The sequence below is a fragment of the Psychrobacter sp. 1U2 genome, assembly GCF_051847575.1.
The window spans coordinates 1-615 of the sequence record NZ_JBPYDC010001367.1 but is presented as its reverse complement, the minus strand read 5'-3'; the positions used below and the strand labels follow the sequence as shown (position 1 = coordinate 615).

Annotated in this window: 1 protein-coding gene; it reads left to right on the top strand. The window is 46.8% G+C overall.

The genetic code is table 11. From position 1 onward, the window contains the following. On the top strand, window positions 1-615 hold a 615-nt coding region (locus tag ACS8FD_RS22135), incomplete at both ends, for an amino acid permease (protein ID WP_439277447.1).

Below are 615 nucleotides of genomic sequence, written 5' to 3'. Positions count from 1 at the left end.
CTTTTTAGCGGTTGAGGGTGTGCCTCTAGCGGCTGAAGAGGCTAAAGATCCTGCTAAGTCATTACCACGTGGGCTAATCGGTGCCATGTTGATTTTAGCGTCATTCGCGTTGCTTATTTTATTCTTAGGACCAGGTGCTGCGGGTGCAGATACCTTAAAAGATTCAGGAGCGCCTTTGGTTGATGCCCTAATCGCCGTATATGGTGAAAATACGTGGTTGGCAAGTTTTGTAAACTTCGTTGGTCTCGCAGGTCTGATCGCCAGCTTCTTTTCCATCATTTATGCCTACTCTCGGCAGATTTTCGCCTTATCGCGTGCGGGTTATTTACCCAAAAAACTATCACTCACCAATAGTAATAAAGCGCCTTACTTGGCTCTTATTGTCCCTGGTATTATAGGTTTTCTGTTATCACTTACTGGTGAAGGAGACCTTCTCACTCTCATGGCGGTGTTCGGTGCGACTATCTCATACGTATTAATGATGGCCTCGCACATTAAGCTGCGTTTATCTCGTCCTGACCTGCCGCGCCCTTATAAGACACCGGGCGGCATCATGACTTCAGGTATCGCCCTTGTGTTAGCTTTTCTTGCCGTTATTGCAGGACTAATGGTAGA